At 49.1% G+C, this 14,791-nt stretch carries 13 protein-coding genes and 1 pseudogene; 12 read left to right on the top strand and 2 right to left on the bottom strand.

Going from position 1 to position 14,791, the window contains the following annotated elements:
- The first annotated feature begins 50 nt into the window (after positions 1-50).
- The 10 genes and pseudogenes from ACESSC_RS03310 to wzx all read left to right on the top strand — a co-directional run bounded on the left by ACESSC_RS03310 (position 51) and on the right by wzx (position 9,131).
- On the top strand, positions 51-800 hold the full coding sequence (locus tag ACESSC_RS03310; protein ID WP_373161200.1) for a sugar transferase: 750 nt from the start codon (positions 51-53) through the stop codon (positions 798-800).
- Positions 801-1,904 carry a glycosyltransferase family 1 protein gene (locus ACESSC_RS03305; protein WP_148332113.1) on the top strand — a complete coding sequence of 368 codons (1,104 nt, stop codon included), beginning with the start codon at positions 801-803 and terminating at the stop codon, positions 1,902-1,904.
- Between the two features lie 9 nt (positions 1,905-1,913).
- Positions 1,914-3,101, top strand: a complete 1,188-nt coding sequence (locus tag ACESSC_RS03300; RefSeq protein ID WP_373161198.1) for a polysaccharide pyruvyl transferase family protein — start codon at positions 1,914-1,916, stop codon at positions 3,099-3,101.
- A gap of 8 nt (positions 3,102-3,109) precedes the next feature.
- Positions 3,110-3,274 (top strand): annotated as a pseudogene (locus ACESSC_RS09790) (4Fe-4S binding protein); the annotation flags it as partial.
- Positions 3,275-4,354 (top strand): Coenzyme F420 hydrogenase/dehydrogenase, beta subunit C-terminal domain, encoded by a 1,080-nt coding sequence (locus tag ACESSC_RS03295; protein ID WP_505541466.1) that lies wholly within the window; start codon positions 3,275-3,277, stop codon positions 4,352-4,354. It begins immediately after the preceding pseudogene.
- A 22-nt stretch (positions 4,355-4,376) separates the two neighbouring features.
- A complete protein-coding gene (locus tag ACESSC_RS03290; RefSeq protein WP_373161195.1) occupies positions 4,377-5,129 on the top strand; it encodes a glycosyltransferase family 32 protein in 753 nt (250 codons plus the stop codon).
- Positions 5,129-5,461, top strand: coding sequence for a hypothetical protein (locus ACESSC_RS03285; RefSeq protein ID WP_373161194.1), 333 nt, complete (start codon positions 5,129-5,131; stop codon positions 5,459-5,461). The genes ACESSC_RS03290 and ACESSC_RS03285 overlap by 1 nt, the downstream gene beginning before the upstream one ends.
- The gene (locus tag ACESSC_RS03280) at positions 5,458-6,522 is read left to right on the top strand and encodes a glycosyltransferase family 2 protein (RefSeq protein ID WP_373161193.1); all 1,065 of its coding nucleotides are present in this window, start codon (positions 5,458-5,460) and stop codon (positions 6,520-6,522) included. Before ACESSC_RS03285 ends, ACESSC_RS03280 begins: the two co-directional genes overlap by 4 nt.
- On the top strand, positions 6,523-7,722 hold the full coding sequence (locus ACESSC_RS03275; RefSeq protein ID WP_373161191.1) for an O-antigen ligase family protein: 1,200 nt from the start codon (positions 6,523-6,525) through the stop codon (positions 7,720-7,722). It begins immediately after the preceding gene.
- Positions 7,722-9,131 (top strand): O-unit flippase-like protein, encoded by a 1,410-nt coding sequence (gene wzx / locus ACESSC_RS03270; protein WP_148332106.1) that lies wholly within the window; start codon positions 7,722-7,724, stop codon positions 9,129-9,131. The genes ACESSC_RS03275 and wzx overlap by 1 nt, the downstream gene beginning before the upstream one ends.
- 154 nt (positions 9,132-9,285) lie before the next feature.
- Here wzx and ACESSC_RS03265 read toward each other — a convergent pair whose 3' ends face one another.
- Together ACESSC_RS03265 and ACESSC_RS03260 are read right to left on the bottom strand one after the other, a co-directional pair.
- Positions 9,286-9,876 (bottom strand): hypothetical protein, encoded by a 591-nt coding sequence (locus ACESSC_RS03265; protein WP_373161190.1) that lies wholly within the window; start codon positions 9,874-9,876, stop codon positions 9,286-9,288.
- A gap of 6 nt (positions 9,877-9,882) precedes the next feature.
- On the bottom strand, positions 9,883-10,905 hold the full coding sequence (locus ACESSC_RS03260; protein WP_373161189.1) for a hypothetical protein: 1,023 nt from the start codon (positions 10,903-10,905) through the stop codon (positions 9,883-9,885).
- A 292-nt stretch (positions 10,906-11,197) separates the two neighbouring features.
- Here ACESSC_RS03260 and ACESSC_RS03255 point away from each other — a divergent pair, with 292 nt between their 5' ends.
- Both ACESSC_RS03255 and ACESSC_RS03250 read left to right on the top strand, forming a co-directional pair.
- Complete coding sequence (locus ACESSC_RS03255; RefSeq protein ID WP_373161187.1) at positions 11,198-12,931, top strand: ATP-dependent nuclease; 1,734 nt, start codon at positions 11,198-11,200, stop codon at positions 12,929-12,931.
- Positions 12,931-14,742: a UvrD-helicase domain-containing protein gene (locus tag ACESSC_RS03250; protein WP_373161186.1), complete on the top strand. Its 1,812-nt coding sequence runs from the start codon at positions 12,931-12,933 to the stop codon at positions 14,740-14,742. Before ACESSC_RS03255 ends, ACESSC_RS03250 begins: the two co-directional genes overlap by 1 nt.
- Positions 14,743-14,791: the final 49 nt, after the last annotated feature.

Here is a 14,791-nt window from a genome sequence, read left to right as displayed (position 1 = left end):
TGAATTTACCGATTGGGGGATCCCTGGGGAACGGGGACGTAGGTTTGACTGTGGCTGCTAAAGAAGTAACAGAGAGCAATGCGCCCGCGGGGGCGGCGCTGATTGCTCAGGCCATGGACCGGCGTGAGGGCGCCGGCCGGTACAAGGCTATGCAATCCATCATGGACTGGGACCGTTCGCGCCTTGTCTATAGGGCCGTCAAGCGCACGTTCGACATCGTGTTCAGCGGTGCTGTGCTCGTCGTAATCGCGATTCCCAGCTTGGTGCTGGCGGCGCTCATCCGCCTGGAGAGCGACGGCAGCCCATTCTACAGCCAAATCCGCGTTGGCCAGACCCGCCCCGACGGCAGTCTGACTACCTTCCGCATGTGGAAGTTCCGCTCCATGTACAGGGACGCCGACGAGCGTCTCGCCGAGCTCAAGGAACAGAACGAGATCGCAGGTGCCATGTTCAAGATGAAGAACGACCCGCGCGTCACCAGGATCGGGAAGTTCATCCGTAAACACTCCATCGACGAGTTCCCGCAGTTCCTCAACGTGTTCCTGGGCCAGATGTCCGTCGTGGGCCCGCGCCCGCCGCTGCCGAACGAGGTGGCGGAGTACACAGAGTACGACCTGCAACGCCTTGCCGTGAAGCCCGGCATCACCGGCTGGTGGCAGGTGACCGACCGCAATGACACCGACTTCGACGGCATGGTGCGTAGGGATTTGGAGTATATCGCCAAGCGCGGAGTGCTCACTGATTTAAAAATTGTTCTTCTCACGGTTGTTGAGGTCTTTTCCGGTGGCGGTGCTTGCTAAATGACTGAACCGATTAGAGTAGCTCAGGTTGTTGGCAAGATGGTCGGCGGCGGTGTCGAAGCTGTCGTCATGAATTACTATCGCCACATTGACCGCAGTAAAGTGCAGTTTGACTTTCTTGTTGATGCCGATTCAACGCTCGTTCCGCGCGAAGAAATTGAATCGCTCGGTGGTAGGGTCTTTGAGATTCCGCCCTATCAGCATGTTGTTGAATACCAGCGAGAGCTCCAGCGTCTCTTTAAGCAAGAGGGCTGGAAGATTGTCCACAGTCACATCAACGCGCTTTCGGTCTTTCCGCTTCGTGCCGCGAAAAAGGTGGGTGTTCCTGTGCGCATTGCACATAGCCACTCTACGAGCGGTAAGGGTGAGTATGCCAAGAATGCCCTGAAGGCTGTACTGAAAACGCAGTCAAATCGTTATCCGACGCATCGTTTTGCGTGTAGTAAATTCGCTGGTGAATGGTTATTTGGATCTAGTTCTCAATTTGTAGTCATGCGTAATGCTGTCGACTTGTCTGTTTTCGCACCAGATGATGAGGATCGCTTAAGGACGCGGCGATCGCTTGGTGTTGCTGACGGACAGCTTCTAATTGGGCACATTGGTCGTTTTACAGAGCAGAAGAATCACTCATATTTGCTTAAGATATTCGATCAGGTTTTAAAGATTCGTAATGATGCAGTATTAGTTTTGGTAGGTTCTGGTCCGTTGGTTGAACAGATAAAGGACCAAGCTGATTGTCTGGGGATAAGCCATTCCATTCGGCTTTTGGGCACTAGAAGCGACGCTGCATCTTTATATCGAGCATTTGATGTTTTCTGCCTGCCGAGCCTGTATGAAGGTCTCCCAATGGTCGGAGTCGAATGCCAGGCATCGCATACACCCATTCTTGCGTCTGATGCCGTTACCTCTGAGACTGCTGTTACAACCATGATGCAATTTGAATCACTTTCTAGCTCCTGTATAAAGTGGGCCGAAAGACTTATTGAGTTGAGTACAAAGGTCTTCGCGCCTGGCGACGATGCCGGTTTGCAGGTATTTGAAATTAATGCTGCGGCCAGAGTTTTATTGGATTGTTATATGACCTATTTGGGTTCTGTTGATTAAGGGGATGGTTTGACTATTAAATGTTCTAAGCGAGTCGCAGTCGCGTCGTGTCATGACAAAATCAACTTTGGCAGCGTTCTTCAGGCGTACGCGACCCAGCGTGCCCTTGAGGAGCTGGGCGTTGAAGTCAATACTATTGATAAACGTGGTCTGGGTCATGCTATTTCTGCAGGACGTAATGATTACTATCTTGAGCATCTATTTGATGTAGATCTTTATCGTGCAAAGCTGGGGTTTGTAAAGCATCGCATCAAGCAGAAGTTTGATGCTGACTTTGGAAAGAAAATGGCAAAGAGGAAAAGTGCATTTTCCTCTTTCGAGTCAACACATTTTAGTTTTACTCCTCAAACTGCTTCGTTTGAAGATCTTGGGGCGCTTGTGGCTGATTATGACAGCGTTGTTGTTGGTAGCGATCAGCTTTGGCTGCCTGTCAACATTGCTGGTAGGTACTTTACACTTTCTTTCGTGCAGCCTCCTGTCCGTAAGGTGTCTTATTCCACTAGTTTTGGAGTATCTTCCCTTTCTGAAAAATATCTTCGTAAAACAAAAGAGTTTCTTTCTGATTTTTCGGCCATTTCTGTTCGCGAAGATACGGGAGCGGATTTGGTAGAAAAAGCTACGGGCGTCCGATGCTCTGTTGTATGCGATCCTACGATGCTGCTGGCTAGAGATCAGTGGACAAGCCTTGCTGGTTCCTCATCGATTAGCGTTCCTGACGAGCCGTATGTTTTCTGCTATTTCATGGGTAAGAATGCATGGAATCGTGAATGTGCCCAGGAGCTTGCCGAGCAGCATAATTTGAAGATCGTCGCAATTGCCCATCCCGATGAGTATGTTAAGGCTGATGACGATTACGCGGATTATTATCCTTGGGAGGCCGGTCCGGCTGAGTGGGTCAATCTGATTGCCCATGCTTCGTATGTCTGTACTGACTCTTTCCACGGAAGCGTGTTCTCAAATATTTTTGAAGTGCCCTTCTTCTCGTTCCGCCGCCACGAGAATATGGGTGCTCAGTCTACGAACTCACGTATTGATACATTGCTGCGTGTCCTTGGAAACTCCGATCGTATTTGCGAATCGAAGGATGCTTTCCATGCCGCAATGGCAAATGAAATCGACTTTGTGTCAGTACGTCAACGACTTAATGCGTATAAGAATGAATCGGCCAATTGGCTTAAATCCGCTCTTGAGCTGTAGGGAACAGTATGATCTCCATCACTGATAAAAGTAAATGCTGCGGTTGCGCTGCCTGTGCTCAGAAATGTCCCAAGCAGTGCATATCAATGGAATATGACGCCGAGGGCTGCGAGTACCCCGTAGTCAATGTTGATCAGTGCATTGATTGCGGATTATGCGAAAAGGCTTGCCCGGTGCTTAATGTTGATAAGGACGAGCCTAAGTCCCAGCGAGCCTTTCTAGTTCAGCATAATGATCAAAAGGTGCTTGCTGAAAGTACTTCTGGCGGGGCCTTTACTGCCCTTGCTCAGGCCGTGATTGCTAACGGCGGTATTGTGTTTGGCGCAGGTTATTTGCGCGGTGAACAGCTTGTGCGAGCCGAAGGAGCCCCTGGGCGACTTAAGGTCGGACATTTTTCTGTGGAAAGCGTTGATGAACTTTGGCGCTTCCGCAACAGTAAATATGTTCAGAGTGTCGTTGGCCCTGCGTATCCCGAGGTCAAACAACAACTAAAAACTGGACGTGAAGTTCTCTTTATTGGTACCCCTTGTCAATGCGAAGGCCTGCTTCAATTTTTGGGCGACAGGCCGGCAAATTTACGCGTGGCAGACTTCGTCTGCCGCGCGAACCCTGCTCGCGCTGTGTTCGCGCGGCAGGTCGAATGGCTTGACGCAAAGATTGGCGTAAAAGGTGAGACCGTTCTTTTTAGAGATAAATCACTGTTTGGCTATCGCTATTCAAATATGTGCGAGCTCGAAGGCGAGACTCTGGATGGAGAAAGGCTGTACAGCGAAGGTGTCGAAACGGATCCTTACCTAAGAGCTTTTTTTGCAGACCTTTCAGATCGACCCATCTGTTACGAATGCCCGTTCAAAAAGCGTTATCGCGTTACTGATTTGACTTGCTGGGATTTCTTCGATGTTTATCGACTCTCGAAAGAGTTCGATGACAATCGAGGCGTCACTCGAGTTCTAATCCAAAGCGATGAGGGGCAAGAATTGCTTGATCGTGCCTCAAGCTATGCCCGTATGAAGGAGATTGATGTTGAGGCCGCAGTAGAAGGTGTTCGTGAACTTACTAAGTCCGTGAAGTTGAATCCGCGCCGCGATGAATTCATGGCTGATGTGGCGAATCTGGATGGTGAGGAGCTAATGAATAAGTGGTTCCCCGATTCCGGAAAAGTGAAAGCCGAGCGCTTTGCTAGGCATATATGCGAAAAGCTTGGAATTTATGACCCGATGAAGCGTCTGGTTAAAAAAATCATAAAGAAGTAGCCTAATGTTCGAAAGGGAATTGATGATTCCTAAAGTTCTGCACTACATCTGGTTCGGAGGAAGTGAGCTTCCTGAACTTGAAAGAAAATGCATTGAGTCTTGGTCGAAGATCATGCCTGATTGGGAAATTCGTAGATGGGACGAAAGCAATTTCGATATAAATCAATGTGACTTTTCTCGTGAGGCATATGCCTCAAAAAAATGGGCGTTTGTCAGCGACTATGCGCGATACAAAATACTGTATTCAGAGGGTGGAATTCTTCTCGATACAGATGTTGAAGTCCTGAAGCCTTTGGACGGGCTTTTAGATAATGAGGCCTTTGCGGGATTCATGAAGAATAATTTCTTCTTGAATCCCGGCCTCATCATGGGTTCTGAGTCCGGAAGCCATGTCATGAGCGATGTCGCAAAATTATATGAATCTATGAAATTTGAGCTGCGAAAAGGCCGCAACTCTATGGATACCTCTCCGAGGGTGCTGACTGATTACTTGGAAGTGAATTGCGCTCTTAGGAGAGACGGTTCATTCCAGGAGTTAAATGGTTTCACTGCATACCCTGCTACTTATTTTGATCCCCTAGACAGCCATAGTGGCAAGTTTGAAATTACTGAGGATACATATTCTATTCATCATTATTCAGGCACCTGGTTGTCACCCGCTAAGAAGTTCCGTGTTGAAATGAGGAAAAAGCTTGCGCCAGTAATTGGACCCAAGCTGTCTTGGTTTATCTCCTCTGTTCTATCGGTTCTTAGATTTGGAAGGAAGGCTTTTTAATGGTTTCGTCTGCCTTGGACCACAATAAGCCTAGGGTTTTAGTTTCTGGCCTTTCAAATGGGCTTTGTGGAACCGAATTCGTTGTTGGGAGGTATATAAAGTGTCTTAGCTCATATGCTACGTTTGACTTTCTTGCAACGTTTGAGGGACTTGGTGTTGCTGCAATTGAGGCCCAGCTTAACGGATTGCCTTGTGTCTGTTCATTTGGCGTTCCAGATACGGCTGATATTTCTGATAAATTTTTAAAATGCTCCTTTAATGTTGCCGAATGGATTGACGTAATTATTTCTATGGGTCGTCCAAATAAGCTTGCGGGGGTCGTCTGTTTATGACGTCAACAAGCAAGCAGGTAAATTGCTGTCAATCTTCCTTGGTCAACAATCCTCTTGTGAGCGTGATTGTGCCGATGTATAACGCTGAAAAAACGATTCAAAAGACATTAAATAGTCTTCTGCGTCAGAGTGTGAGCAACATTGAAGTAATTATTGTTGATGATGGGTCGACAGATCGTGGCACTGAGCTAGTTATGGCTATTGCAGAGGGCGACAACCGGATTAAGCTGATTAGTCAAAACAATAGCGGTGTATGCGTGGCGCGTAATAGGGGTATCGATGAGGCCTCCGGTGATTGGGTGGCATTTGTTGATGCTGACGATATACTGCCTATAAATGCAGTTAGGTTGTTGCTTGAATCCTCAGATGGCTGTAGCTTGGTTATCGGGGCGCTGCTGAATGAGCATGGCGATTATTCGAGCAAGGCTATAAGTATTGGATGGGAAACAGCATGCTCGCTTAGCCTTGCATTTTGGGACAATGTTAATAAAGTACCGTTTCCGAGCTTTGCTAATGGTGTTGCATTTCGAAGCGTCTGTGGAAAGATATTTAACAAATCATTATTTCGGAACGGTTCTCTTAAATTTGAAGATGGCATTCGTTTCGGTGAAGACGCACTGTTTATGGTAGATGCTTATCGTCTGGCGGAAAATGTAAAAGTGGTAGACTCGGCGGTCTATTGCTATGTGAACAATAGTGATTCGGTGACGAGAAATACTGATATCTCGGCTATCGAGGGTGTCGATAATTTATTGATTAAACTATACGAGCTATGTCTCGTGAATCCGGATTTAAACGAACTTTACAAGCAATCTGCAGTCAGGGAAGTCTTATCTTTGATTCGTAATCTTGCACGGTTTGAATCGAATCAGCTTTATATGCCTGTCTCTGATATGGTCTGCCAGCCGTATTTCAGCTATTTAATGGAAGGTTTTGCCTCTCACCGTTATTCACGCCGTTTAATCTCTGAAGTGAAAAATCGCATTACGATCCGTCTTCTTCTCGCGAGGCGTGTTATGGCTGCAATTGGCTTTACTAAGTTTGTTTATGGGGTATGTTAATTGACTTTGACTAATGTTGAAAGATCCTGGACTGAGATTAAACGGGTAAATGCGGGGGCTGTACTGTTCAGCTTCGCATTGGCTTTATTTTCAACTTCTTATTATATTGGATCAGTAAATGCTAACAATGTGTTTGGGATTTCTCTTGCAGTGCTTTCGCTGGTTTTTGAGTTATGTGCCTTAGCGTTTCTACTGTTGAAGCTTTTACTACAAAAGACTTCCCATGTAAAAGTGCTTGTTGGGTTGCTGTTGATTTTAATCTGCGTCGGGTCGCTGAAATCAAATAAAGCTCCTCAGATTATTTGGTTGGCTCTGCTTTGTCTATGTGCTGAAGACGTCCCTGAATCCTACATTTCTAGGCCTATTCTTGTATCTTCCGTCTTAACTCTATTGATGGTTGTTGGTCTTAATAGTGTCGGTGCCATTCCTTCTGTATTAATGTCGCGCGGTAGCAATTTTGTTCGAAATTCGATGGGTTTTGCCCATCCTAATAATTTTGGCCAGCTTTTGTTTATCGCCTATTCTGCTTCTGTTTTTGAGCTGAAAGGCAGAAGTGGTCTTGTGGGTATCTTCTGCTTTGCAATTGCTTTTTTCGTAGCGGATTCAAAAACTTCTGCAGCAGGCATTTTCGTAATGGCCTTGTATTCGGTTATTTTATTCAGAAGCCCCCGTTCAAAACCATATGGGTCCCTTTTTACTTTTTTACCGCTTTTTCTGGCGATTGTTAGTATAGCCTTGCCTTTTATGTGGTCCCATGGTGTCAATACTTGGCTTGTCCAGCTTGATAATTTAATGACTAACCGGATTTTTTATTCCGCCTATTATTTTGAAAACTATCCTCTGACTGTTTTTGGTAATGACTTAACGGCCATAGTTTCGCTGCCGTCTGCAACGGGCGGTTATTTAATCCAAACAAGAGTCATGCTTGATAATGCTTATTGTCGATTACTTATTCAATATGGTTTGATCCCATTTACTGCGTTTGTTGTTTTCTATTGCGTAGCGATAAATAAAGCGCGTATTTCGGCCCACGTGACATTCATGGGCTTGGTCTTGTATTCCCTAATGGGGTTTGTTGAATGCGGAATGTTATATCCAGCATGTAATTTCTTTATGCTTATGGCGCTGCCCGCCTTTTCATATAAGGGGTCCTGTCAATCCGGGGTGCCATCAAAGGATGTTGTGGAGATGGCTAAATAATGGCAAAAATTAATACTACCAAGTCAGACATTTTGTGGAACTATGTAAGTACTGTTCTTTCAATGGGGAGCAGCTTTCTTCTTCTTCCGTTTCTGCTTGCTTACTTATCTAGCGCCGAACTTGGTCTCTGGTACACATTTGTTGCCATTGGTAATTTAACGCTCTTATTTGAATTTGGCTTCACACCAACTTTTGCGAGAAATATTGTCTATTGTCTTAGCGGTGCGCGTAGCATTAGCAAGAGCGGCTACGATTCATCTCAAGTTGGTGATTCTGTAGACTATGAGCTGCTTGGCAAATTGATTAAAACATCCCGGCTTGTTTACGCGTTAATTTCTTGCGTTGTCTTGATGCTTACCGCTACAGTTGGAACTGCCTACATTTCTTCAATTTCGAGTGCTATTGATCCCTTTTCTTGTTGGATTGCATGGTTAATTTTTTGTTTTGATGTGTTTTTTAATTTATTCTTTTTTCATTATACGACCTGCCTGAGAGGATTCGGGGATATCTCCGCTGAAAGCAGGGCAAAGTCTTATGGTCGCATTGGGCAGCTTGTGGTGTCTGCGCTTTTGCTGTTTATGGGTTTTGGCATTATTGGCGCTGCCATCGGTTATCTGTTTAATGACATTGTGCTGAGATTTTTTTGCGGTCGCTTTCTGGAGGTTCACTCAGAGGCGATGAGAAAAGCAAACGACGCTTGTGCGGGTGTTTCTATTTCTGAAATAAAAGAAACGTTTATTTCAGTGGCTTATTTGGCGTGGAGGGACGGCGTTGTTCAACTTTGCTGCTATGCTTCCACTCAGTTGAGTTCACTGCTCTGCTCCTATTTTCTTGGCGTGGAGGTAAACTCTCAGTATTCATTAATTATTCAAGTTGGCGGTGCAATTTACGGGTTTGCCAGCGCCTACGTTCGATCTTTTATTCCGATGTTTCAATCTGCTTATGCTGGTGGTGAAGTTCAGACTGCACGAAAAATTATTGAAAAAAGTCTGTCTCTATATTGGATTTTAATTGTTGTATGCACAATCGGTGTCTGGTTTGTCGGCTTCCCAGTCTTGTTCCTAGTTAAGAAAGGTTTTTCCCCCGACGGGCTTCTTTATTTTGCCTTGGTTGTTTATCTTGCGGTTTGGAACCATCATTCATTGTGCTGTAATTACATTATCAGTACAAATGAAATCCCCTATCTTCCGGCATATATAGTTTCGGCTATTGCAGGTTTTGTATTGTCGTATGTCTTAATTTCCTTTACTAACATGGGTGTCTGGGCGCTTGTGGTTGGTAATGGGGTTGCTCAGCTTACATATAATAATTGGAAATGGCCTATGTACCTTTCACGTAAATTTTCTTCTCATTATTTTGCGTTGATTAGAGCTGGTCTCATGCAGTGGTCCTGCGCATTGAAGAAATAAGTGTTAATCATTGTTTTAATGTGACTTATGATTTCGATCTCGTCAGATATGTTGATGTAAATCCGCAGACGGCCAGCCGTCGAAAAGGGCAAAACTGTCCCTGTTCATGAATCCGGAATACCATAATACGGATTCTGGGAAAGGACGGTGACCGCTATGGAGATGCTGTCAGACGCGATGCCGGGTCCGTGGCGATGCTGCACCCGGAGGCCGAGGCCGCGACGGCCATAGATCCGTCCACCGCGCTCGCCACCCGGTAGGCGCCGTCGTCGACGACCCTCTCCAAAGCTGTGTTTTGGTATTTAGCTGTTAGGTCGTACTTAGCGCACCATTTGTAGTTCGATTCTTTGGTGACGTTAGATGCCGCAGTAAGCTCAACCTTGGCGCCACCGGTCTTCCACTCCCTTAGATTCATCGCATAAGCAGCAATCCCGTTCTGAATCCCCGAGATGCTCGGCGGGAAGGACTGATTGCCGGCATCAATGGAAAAGCTCTTTTCCTTGGCATCCAAGTGATGCTGAATGCGGTCGGCATACTTCTCCGCCCATTCATCGGCCTTGCCATTTCGCACTGAGTAATTGTTGGACAGGTCGGTTGAGCGGTAGGCGTAGTCGGCCTTCTGGTAGTTAGCCGGGTGGTCGGAGTGGGCGATTGCCATGAGCTCGTCGGTCAGACCAAAGTACAGATGGCGCTGGTCCAGGTCTCCGTACCAGTTGTCGTTCGTGTCGTCCCAGGTTAGGTCCATCTGGCATCATTTACCGTCGATCTTTACGGCGTTCCAGGTGTGGCCGTTGCCGGTGATGCGGCCGTTGGCGATGCCCGCGGCGTCAAGGAGCTTGGAGTAGATGCGCTGGTAGCTCTCGCAGGTGCCCTGGTGGCGTGTGAGGCCGCTTTCGGCCGAGCACCAGTTGAGGCTGTGGTCGTACTCCAGCTGGTCGAGCGTCCAGTCGTGGAGCCACAGCGCCATGTCGTATTCCGAGCCGTCTGTCTGTTGCCTGCACAGGTCCACGGCGCCGTTGACGATCTGCGTGACGCTCGGACGGGCGGCGTCGTTTACGGTCACCTCCGCCGTGGTGCGCAGGTAGTAGATCCCCTTGTCGTTTTGAGGGTCGTTTCTGTCGTTGTCCATAAAGTAGAAGTAGATACGGTACGTGCCCGATGCCGTGAAGTCAAAGGTAAAGTCGTGGCCCGCGGTGCCCAGGCTGCAGTAGCTGGCCCATGCCGGGCGCGACGGGTCGCAGATGCTTTCCTGGCTGCCGCCGTCCCAATAGGTGGGCACGTCCATGCGCGCCTTGGCCTGGGACGAGCCGTCGGCCTGAGTTACGTGGAAGGTCGTCGCGGTGCCCGCGGGGGCGTCGTTCCACGAGACGGTGAAGGTGACGCCGTTTTGGGTTGCGGTAGTGGAGTGGGCGTAGCCGGTTTGTGACGTGGCGGAGATCGCGGCGGGCGCGGGGTTGGCTTGGGCTCGGAGGGATGGGGCGGGGGTGCCGGTTGTGGCGGGGGAGTCGGCATTGGTGGCGTCGGCGCTTTCCGTGTTGACTGCGCTCACGCCGGTGGATGTTGCGGTGCCGTCCTCTACGGTATCCGCTGTCGCATTTGTGCTGGTGCCGTCTTCGGCCTTGCCTGTGTCGCTGCTCGTGGCGTCGGCTTGCGCCTGCTGCTCGGCTGTTGCTTGAGGCTGAATCGCCTCCGCAATGGCTGCCATGGGCATCGTCGCGCCGACCATGGACGTGTACGCGATCGCGCAGAGCAGGTAGTAAAGGGGTCGTTTCATAGCGGAGCCTCTCGGTGAGCAGCCAATAGGGTCCGAAGGCAGCTCCAGGCCAGCACTCCGCACATATTTTGTTGGGGTTTATTTTACGGGAACCCCAGTCAACATCAGCGAACTTTCTGGGGAATGTTGGGGAGGGGGAGCCTTAGGAGACGGCTTGGTGCATGCAAACAACCTTCTTAGGACTACGCTTTTGATTTACAAGCCTCTCGAAGTGGCTGTGCCTCAAGTTCAGTACAACACGAGGCGTGTTAGATTGTTGGAAGCCATAAAACCATAAAGGTCGGGAGGACGCATGAGGATCTCTAAACTGAGGATTGAGAACTATCGGAATCTCGATGGAGTGTCGATTAGTTTTGACGAGGACGTGAGCTATATTGTCGGCGAGAACAACCTCGGCAAAACGAATGTGCTTGACTTGCTCAATACAGTTTTCAATCAAGCGACGATTAGCGAAGAGGATTTCGCTGACATTGAAAAGCGCGCAGGGGCTCTAGTAACTTTAAAGTTGGACGAGGACGAGATCGGAATAACGGGGCTCGACATCGATCCTACGACCGGAAACACTATTACCATCTGCGCTTTTGCTGACGACCCGGATTCTCGAATTGAATTTAAGGCCGAAGGGAGCGGAGAAAGTATTCCACCCTCTCTGATGCGATCCGTTCACATGTTCAGGTACTCGACTGCATCCTTTAATAGGGGAGACCTGGCGTTTGATGGTACCCGAGGTGTCGGTAAAGTTCTCTCCAAAGGTATCGCTCTTTATCTAGATAAGGAGGGTAAAGAGGTCTCCGATTTTCTGGATGGGAGCGAGCTCGAAGGTCTGGTTGCAGATCTCGGCGAAATCGTCGGCGACGTCCCGATCCTGTCATCATATGGTGTGAGGCCTGGCGTCGATTCATCGGATGGCGGAACGCTTGGAAGTTTGGTTACCTTGCTTGACAAGAGGGGCGTTCATTTTAAAAAGGCAGGGGTAGGCTTGCAGTACCTCGCTATTGCCTCGCTCTCGATAATCGAGAGCATTATGCGTCTTTCGCCTAAACGCCTTCAAGAGAGCCTTTGCTCAGATGATGATGACAGACGCGTGCTGCATGCCGTTCTGGCTTATGACGAACCCGAAGCCCACCTTCACCCGTATATGCAGAGGCGTCTCTCGAAGAGCTTGCATAGGATTTGCGAAGGGAAGGATGATAGATTCAATGCTCTTCTAAAGGACTATTTTGGAATTGATTCAATCAAAGCTCAGCTGATCATGGTGACGCATTCGCCTAACATTCTGGCTCGCGGCTATAAGAACATTGTGCGATTCGGGCAGGGCGAAAATTCGCCGAAGGTCATATGCGGTAGGGATATTGACCTGTCCGACAAGGTTGAAAAGCATCTTATGCTGAACTTTGAGTCGATACGAGAGGCCTTTTTCGCGCGGTCGGTTTTGGCTTTTGAGGGGCAGACAGAGTCTGGAGCCATTCCGGTGTTCGCTCGCAACCTTGGGATGGATCTGGATGATTATGGAGTTGTGCCTATCAGGGCCGGCGGGAAAAAGAACGTTAAACCACTCTGTGAACTTCTGGGCAAGTTCGAGATTCCAAATTATTCAATTGTCGACAGAGATGAGGATGAGCTGCAAGAAACTTCTGAAGACCATATAACGACAACCGAACGGGATTTCGAAGGTGAGGTCGTTGACTCGTTCTTCGCTAGCGATAACCAGGGTGCGTTTATTGCGCTTCTTGAGTCGATTGATCCTTTTCAGAGGGCAACTTGCATCAAGGGGAATAGTAAAGCTTTGAAAAGCGCCTGTGCTGTCTACGGCGTTAACTTGCGGGACCCTGAATACGATTTCCGGGGATCGGAGTTTGACGGGTTATTCGCAGACACGCCCAAATCACGTGCGCTTATGTATGCATGGCTTTCATCGAACAAGGGCGTCGTGTCTGGCGTCGCCCTCGCGGAGGCTCTTGGTGCTAATGGCGTTCCCACATGTTACAAAAGTATTATTCGCAAGGCCGTGGGGCTCGAATGCTGATGAGTCAGACTGACCTGCGGGATAGTGTTAGAGCCGAGATTGAGGCGCGCTGTGGTGGGGATGCATCGCAGTGCTCCGCGATTTTCTCGCCATCAAAGAGGGTGTTCGTGGAGGCGCCGGCAGGCTACGGGAAGACCACGGTGATGACTGGGCGGGCTTGCTGGCTGCTGGCATCTGGCGAAGTCCATCCGCCAAAAAGGATTTTGGCCCTGACCTTTAGCGTTGCCGCCGCGCGGAGGATGCGTATGGATTTGGGCATCACTATGTCGGCACTTCCTGGTCCCGTGGCCAAGCGTTTTGAGGACAGCGTCATGGCGACCAACTTCCACGGCTTTGCTTGGGCTCTGCTACGCAGATACTGGAAATCGCTCTCGCTCCCAGTGAACGTTGGCGAGCTCTCTATGGTTGATGACAACAGCGCCGTTAGCGAGCTGGTTTCGCGAGGTGGCAGGCTGACCTGGGATGAAAAGAATGCCGTTGACGACTTCCTCCGCTTCATGAGAAACGGTCAGGAAATGGACTTGAGGCGTGTGATGTTTTCCTTTAATAGGATCATCAAGGAAAGGTTTGCATCGAACGGTCTCTTGCCATACTCCGCAATGATTTCCCTTGCAATTGAATTGCTCGCTCATTTTCCCAAGTTAAGGTCCTATCTGTCGGCAGCATATCCTGTCGTGCTTGTCGACGAGGCGCAGGACACGAATGCGTTGTGCTATGTCTTCCTAAGGGGTCTGATTTCTGATGAGTCGGGGATCTGCATGTTCGGCGACCCCATTCAGCGTGTTTATGGTTTTATTGGTGCAATGGAAGGCTTAAAGGCAAAGGCCACTACCGACCTGCGTCTAACGCCGTTGGAACTCGAGTATAACCATAGGTTTTCTGGGAGATCTATCGTCGGAGAGCTCGGTGCTGCGATTCGCTCCAACATGAAGGGCGCCATTGCCGGCGGTACGCCCCGACTTCCCATATTTGTTGGCTCTACTCAGCAAGACGAAGCGACTGCCATCGTTTCCAAGGTTACGGCGCTCGCTCAAAGCAGTGGCGGGAGGATTGCGATTCTTGTTCGTAAGCGTGGTGCCCTTGCCGATCTCATTATGGAAGAGCTTGCTAAAGAAGGTATCTCTTACTTCAACGGACTCTTCTCGGATACAAGTCGGGGATTCATCGAATTCAATGCGTTTGCTTTATCCAGGATTACCGATGCAGTGTCTGGAGAAAAGGGCGTCAGCCGGTCTGCTGCGGACAAAATAATCGACTCCATCTCTGAGGAACTGCTGACTGGCTCCAAGAGGTTCGAGTATGGGCGGTCCTATGCCATGCTTCTAGGAGCGCTGCGGAAACACCTTAAAAATGACTGCGTCGCGATGGGACCTTCGGAGCGCTTCGACTATATCGTTAGTATCTTTTCCGAGGGCTCCCTGCGACGTTTCTCCGATTACCTTGATGTGGGCATCTCCATGATGACCGTTCACTCCGCTAAGGGGCTCGAGTGGGACACCGTTTTCATTCCGGGCGTTACGCGTTTCGATTGGCCTGGAGGGATTTGCTCTCGTTGCGAAAATGCTGGTATATGCTTACGTTCTGCGCGAGGTTGCCAGATTGCTGATGCGAAGAAAATGCCAGATGGGCTTATTGAGGAAATAGGCCTGCTGTACGTCGGCGTCACTCGCGCCCGCAAAGCGGTATACGTCTCCGCTTCGATGCAGCGCAGAACAAATTACGGGAACTATCAGGTTGCCTGCCCCTCTTGCCTAACGTCTCTTCCGGGCATTGAGCCTGTAAGCTGGACGGTCATGGACGGGGAGGGGTGACTTCCCTGTACCATGAAATGGGCACGCTATCGGCGCGTGAGCCGTTCAG

This window comes from Collinsella aerofaciens (assembly GCF_964243765.1).
GTDB classification, from domain to species: domain Bacteria; phylum Actinomycetota; class Coriobacteriia; order Coriobacteriales; family Coriobacteriaceae; genus Collinsella; species Collinsella aerofaciens_BU.
Note: the sequence above shows the minus strand (reverse complement) of the source record. Positions and strands in the feature narration are given on the sequence as shown.

Bases quoted from the DNA above. Each gene is read 5' to 3' on its own strand.
- ACESSC_RS03280 (WP_373161193.1), top strand. From the start codon at position 5,458: ATGACGTCAACAAGCAAGCAGGTAAATTGCTGTCAATCTTCCTTGGTC.
- wzx (WP_148332106.1), top strand. From the start codon at position 7,722: ATGGCAAAAATTAATACTACCAAGTCAGACATTTTGTGGAACTATGTA.
- ACESSC_RS03265 (WP_373161190.1), bottom strand. From the start codon at position 9,876: ATGGACCTAACCTGGGACGACACGAACGACAACTGGTACGGAGACCTG.
- ACESSC_RS03290 (WP_373161195.1), top strand. From the start codon at position 4,377: ATGATTCCTAAAGTTCTGCACTACATCTGGTTCGGAGGAAGTGAGCTT.
- ACESSC_RS03250 (WP_373161186.1), top strand. From the start codon at position 12,931: ATGAGTCAGACTGACCTGCGGGATAGTGTTAGAGCCGAGATTGAGGCG.
- ACESSC_RS03260 (WP_373161189.1), bottom strand. From the start codon at position 10,905: ATGAAACGACCCCTTTACTACCTGCTCTGCGCGATCGCGTACACGTCC.
- ACESSC_RS03285 (WP_373161194.1), top strand. From the start codon at position 5,129: ATGGTTTCGTCTGCCTTGGACCACAATAAGCCTAGGGTTTTAGTTTCT.
- ACESSC_RS03305 (WP_148332113.1), top strand. From the start codon at position 801: ATGACTGAACCGATTAGAGTAGCTCAGGTTGTTGGCAAGATGGTCGGC.
- ACESSC_RS03255 (WP_373161187.1), top strand. From the start codon at position 11,198: ATGAGGATCTCTAAACTGAGGATTGAGAACTATCGGAATCTCGATGGA.